The sequence below is a fragment of the Terriglobales bacterium genome (genome assembly GCA_035567895.1).
Lineage (GTDB): Bacteria > Acidobacteriota > Terriglobia > Terriglobales > Acidobacteriaceae > Gp1-AA112.
On sequence record DATMPC010000078.1, the window covers coordinates 1 to 4142 of the forward strand.

Genomic DNA, 4142 nt, shown 5'->3' on the forward strand with positions numbered 1-4142 from the left:
CTTCGCGGTAAACGTAAAGGGTACCTTCCTAACCTGTCAGCTCGCCGCTTCGCGTCTGAAGAGCAACGGCGTGATCATAAACTTCTCGTCTTCCACCACGGCCCTTGCGCTGCCCACCTACGCTACGTATGTGGCTACGAAGGGCGCGGTGGAGCAAATGAGCCACGTCTTCGCGAAAGAGATGGGTTTCAGAGGCATCCGTGTAAATGTTGTGTCACCGGGTCCGGTGATGACAGATCTCTTTACGACAGGAAAGACCGCGGACGACATCAAACGTATGGCGAGTCTCTCGGCCTTCAACCGTATTGGCGAGCCGGCCGATATCTCCAATGCCGTGACGTGGCTCGCGTCGGATGAGGCGGCATGGATCTCTGGGCAAAACATCCGAGTAAACGGAGCTCTGATTTAGGTGGTTTCATCGTGAACAGCTCGGTAGCACACCGTTTCGCGCACCCGGTCGCTAGCGTGGCGATTGTTGGAGCCGGATTGGTCGGTACCACGACGGCGCACGCGTTGCTCGTCTCTGGTACCGCCTCCGAAATCGTCCTTGTCGGGCGGGACCGGAAGAGAGTTGAGGGTCACGTAAACGACCTACGTGACGCGGCTCTGTATTCTCGTCCTACGCGCATCGTCGCGGGCGACTACTCGGATTGCGCCGCCGCGGACGTAATCATCATCACTGTCGGGGCTTCTCAAAGGCCGCACTCGAGGTTGAATGACCTCAGAGAAAGCGGGGCAATTCTGAAGGAAGTCATCCGAGAAGTTGCGCGCCAGGAACCCAAGGGTGTTCTGTTGATCGCATCCAACCCGGTCGACGTACTGACGCATGCGGCATGGAAGTGGTCCGGGCTGCCTGTAAGTCGCGTCATTGGATCAGGAACGAGTCTTGATACGTTGCGCTTTCGACGACGGATCGCGGAACACTACGGAGTGGCTGCCGACAACGTGCACGCGTACATCCTCGGCGAACACGGAGACAGCCAAGTCGCCTTGTTGTCTTCGGCGCGGATCGCGGGCACGTCGTTGGAGGAATTTTGCCGCGAGCGACGGCTACCATGCGACGACTCCGCTCTACGGGTCATCGCTAACGAGACGCGAAATGGCGGTCTCCAGATCATTCAAAGCAAAGGCGCCACGCAGTACGGAATCAGCGCGGTGCTGACTCGCATAGTGAGCGCGATTTTGCGTGACGAGCACGCGGTTCTCACTGTGTCCAATTTAGCGCCGGCGCAAATGAATGTCGGGGAAGTGTTTCTATCGCTGCCGGCGATCATTACCCGAGACGGCGTCGATCGAGTCCTGCCCGTTCAGTTGAACGACGAGGAAAGCGGAGCCCTAAAGAAATCCGCTCACATTCTCCGGCGGCACCTGCAAATGCTGGACCTTTCTTCCTGATTCGCAAGAGTGCATTCATGGTTTCGTTCGTTGCCCGGTGGGGCCACCAGATACTGCTGGCCGGCTTGGCCGTCGTCAATTTACTTTTGGTCTGGGAGCTCTGGTAGTGAAGCCCACGTTCATTTTATTCACCTGCTCCGAGACGGACGACTCGAATTGCCGGCTGAGGCTGAGAAGTTGTGACGTCCACGGAGCGCCGGATACAGCCATCATTTGGTGGGGGCATGACTGGGTTCGGGTGCATTGGGGGTAACAGAGCATTTTGCGGTCATCCCGGGCGACGAGTGGAGACTTAAGTAATCAAGCAGCCAACTTTAATGTAGCTTGCAATCCCACTCGGGAAGCCAACACCAACAACATGTCGGCGCTGAAATCCCGCCAAGCACCTTTCATCAGTGCTGATACACGGGGCTGAGTGATGCCGAGTTCCTTAGCGGCCTTACTTTGCGTCCAACCCCGCCCCTTGATGTGCTGGCGCAGGGCGGCCATAAGATCGGCACGCATAGCGAGAACCCGAGCTTCAACCGCTTCCGGACGTGTGGCCAAATAGCGCCGGCTCAGTTCGCCGATTGCAGTCCGAGATGTTGAACAAACGGATCAAAATCGCGATCGCTGTACAACAATGAGAGTTCCTTCTCGATGCAACTCGTCGCGATCAGCGTATCAATCGTCTTCCGAATCGTTATCCCTAGGGCCCTGAGTCTACGGAAGTTCCTGGCCGCTTGAAACGCGATATCTTCCACCGACGAGTGGGACCAGAGGGATCGAAGCCAACAGTTTCCGGGCTCGATTGAAATCGCGCTCGCTGACGAATCCTTGTAAGACCTCGGTCAATATCAAATCGCCGGTAAACACCTGTTCCACGCCAAGAAGAGTGTCCAGTTTGTCAGACTGCGGAGTGGCAACGCCGCGAAAGTAGTCGATCCAGACGCTGGTATCGACCAATATCATCAGTCCGTTCTCATTGCGTCCAAGTCACCCCGCCACGGAAGCTTGCCGCGAAACCGGCGGATCGCTTGCTGTTTGCGCAAGCGAACGATCGTGCGCAGCCCCAACTCGACCGCCTCTCGCTTAGTTTTCAATCCGGTGAGTCGAAGCGTTTCCTTCATCAACTTCTCATCAATGACGATATTGGTGCGCATAATGTGTACTCCGAGACGATTTCATACACAATATAGGGCTCCCACTGAGATAGGACAAAGATCGCGGTGGCCCGACCAGATACGCGTACTGGTCATGAAGCGTCGTCCGAGGACCTCCATCAACAGCCACCCATTCGTGGGGGCATGACCGGGGGCATCGGCGGATCAAGTCGATTTTATTAATCTATAAATCAATGATTTGCGACCTAGATGTGGTGGCTACACGGCCCACCAGATCCGCAGATTTCATCAGTGATATCAATGAATTCGAAGCTCCGGAAAATCCAAAGCTCGAATCGAATCTACGCTCATCCCTATCCCCGTGTCGTTTGCTCGAGTCGATCAACTGGGAAATCTATTGGGTTTCAACGCCAACAGGAATTCTTCGCACGGAATACACAGGACGCCATCCTGTAAGAGTCGGTCTTTGCCTCGGTAAAGCAAATAAAGTTGAGCCTTCGGATAGTCCTCGGCAAAGGATTTCAGCGCTCTGAGGTCCTCCGGCCGGACGCGTTGTGAATTCTTTACCTCGACGGCGTACAAGCCCGATTCTCCGTAAATGATAAAGTCGACCTCCACTCGCGCCCTGGTCTGCCAGTAATGTAGGTGATGTGTGCCGGCAGAATAGTCGCACCAAGCGCGCATATGCTGGGCTACTAGTCCTTCCAACGCCAGCCCGTTCAGCTCAGAAGGAGAGTCCAGGGGTCCTTGTGGGCGATTCGCTCGAAATACGCCGGTGTCGAAGAAAAAAAACTTTGGATGAGCGGCGAGCTCACGCTTGGCGCGCTTGGTGAACACCTCGATACGGAAGCCAAGCAACAAATCTTCGAGAATGTGCAGGTAGTTTTCCACTGTCTTGCGGTTGATATGTGAATCGCGGGCGATGTTCGCCAGATTCAAGACGGAGGCGTGTGAAAAGCTCATGGTTTCAAGGAACCGTGCAAAATCTCCGACGTTGCGAACAAACCCCTCCATTTGAACTTCTTCGCGCAGGTATAGACCGTTATAAGCTTTCAGAATCTCCTGTGGGTCGCTCGCCCCCCAAACGACCGGCAGCAATCCTTGGTTCAGTGCTGTTTGAAGGTCAAAGCGGTTGCCGAGCTCGCAGGCCATGTAAGGATGAAGATATTTTTCCGCGGCACGCCCACCGAGCAAATTGACTCCTTGGCGGCGAAGTTTGCGTGCGCTCGAGCCGGTCAATATGAACTGCTGTCCAGTTTTGCGTTCGATCAACAGGTGTACGGCATTCAAAAGTTCCGGCAGCTTTTGAATTTCATCGATGACGATCTGCTTTCTGTCGAGGTTGGCCATGACGTTTGCGACGAGTCTTTCGGGCCGGCTGGAGTATTCGCGCATAACGGCGCCATCCAGTAGGTCGATCCGCAGGGCATCAGCAAATTGTTTCATGCACCATGCGGTCTTGCCGGTCCCTCTGGGACCTAACAAGAAGAAATGATGTTTCGGAGGCGTGAATACCCGCGGAATGAAGACCATTATATTCAACTCAAAATGGCAACTGATTTGCTATATTGAGGCGCATAATGGCAACTGCAGTGCCATTATGCAACAGCCTTGTAGTCGTTCACCCATCGAAGTTTGTAAAGT

General features: G+C 54.8%; 5 protein-coding genes. 2 read left to right on the forward strand and 3 right to left on the reverse strand.

Annotated features, from left to right (window positions below; genetic code table 11):
* Positions 1–409: SDR family oxidoreductase (locus tag VNX88_15930; protein ID HWY70157.1), on the forward strand; the 409-nt coding region annotated here is incomplete at its 5' end.
* 11 nt (positions 410–420) lie between these two features.
* Positions 421–1395, forward strand: a complete 975-nt coding sequence (locus tag VNX88_15935) for an L-lactate dehydrogenase (GenBank protein HWY70158.1) — start codon at positions 421–423, stop codon at positions 1393–1395.
* 702 nt (positions 1396–2097) lie between these two features.
* Here the strand turns inward: VNX88_15935 and VNX88_15940 are convergent.
* From VNX88_15940 to VNX88_15950, 3 genes are all read right to left on the reverse strand, one after another.
* Positions 2098–2346, reverse strand: coding sequence for a hypothetical protein (locus VNX88_15940; protein HWY70159.1), 249 nt, complete (start codon positions 2344–2346; stop codon positions 2098–2100).
* Positions 2346–2537 (reverse strand): type II toxin-antitoxin system VapB family antitoxin, encoded by a 192-nt coding sequence (locus VNX88_15945; protein ID HWY70160.1) that lies wholly within the window; start codon positions 2535–2537, stop codon positions 2346–2348. Before VNX88_15945 ends, VNX88_15940 begins: the two co-directional genes overlap by 1 nt.
* Before the next feature lie 342 nt (positions 2538–2879).
* The gene (locus VNX88_15950) at positions 2880–4031 is read right to left on the reverse strand and encodes an AAA family ATPase (protein HWY70161.1); all 1152 of its coding nucleotides are present in this window, start codon (positions 4029–4031) and stop codon (positions 2880–2882) included.
* Positions 4032–4142: the final 111 nt, after the last annotated feature.

Coding starts and splice junctions, on each gene's coding strand:
- VNX88_15940 (HWY70159.1), bottom strand. CDS start 2,346: ATGATATTGGTCGATACCAGCGTCTGGATCGACTACTTTCGCGGCGTT.
- VNX88_15945 (HWY70160.1), bottom strand. CDS start 2,537: ATGCGCACCAATATCGTCATTGATGAGAAGTTGATGAAGGAAACGCTT.
- VNX88_15950 (HWY70161.1), bottom strand. CDS start 4,031: ATGGTCTTCATTCCGCGGGTATTCACGCCTCCGAAACATCATTTCTTC.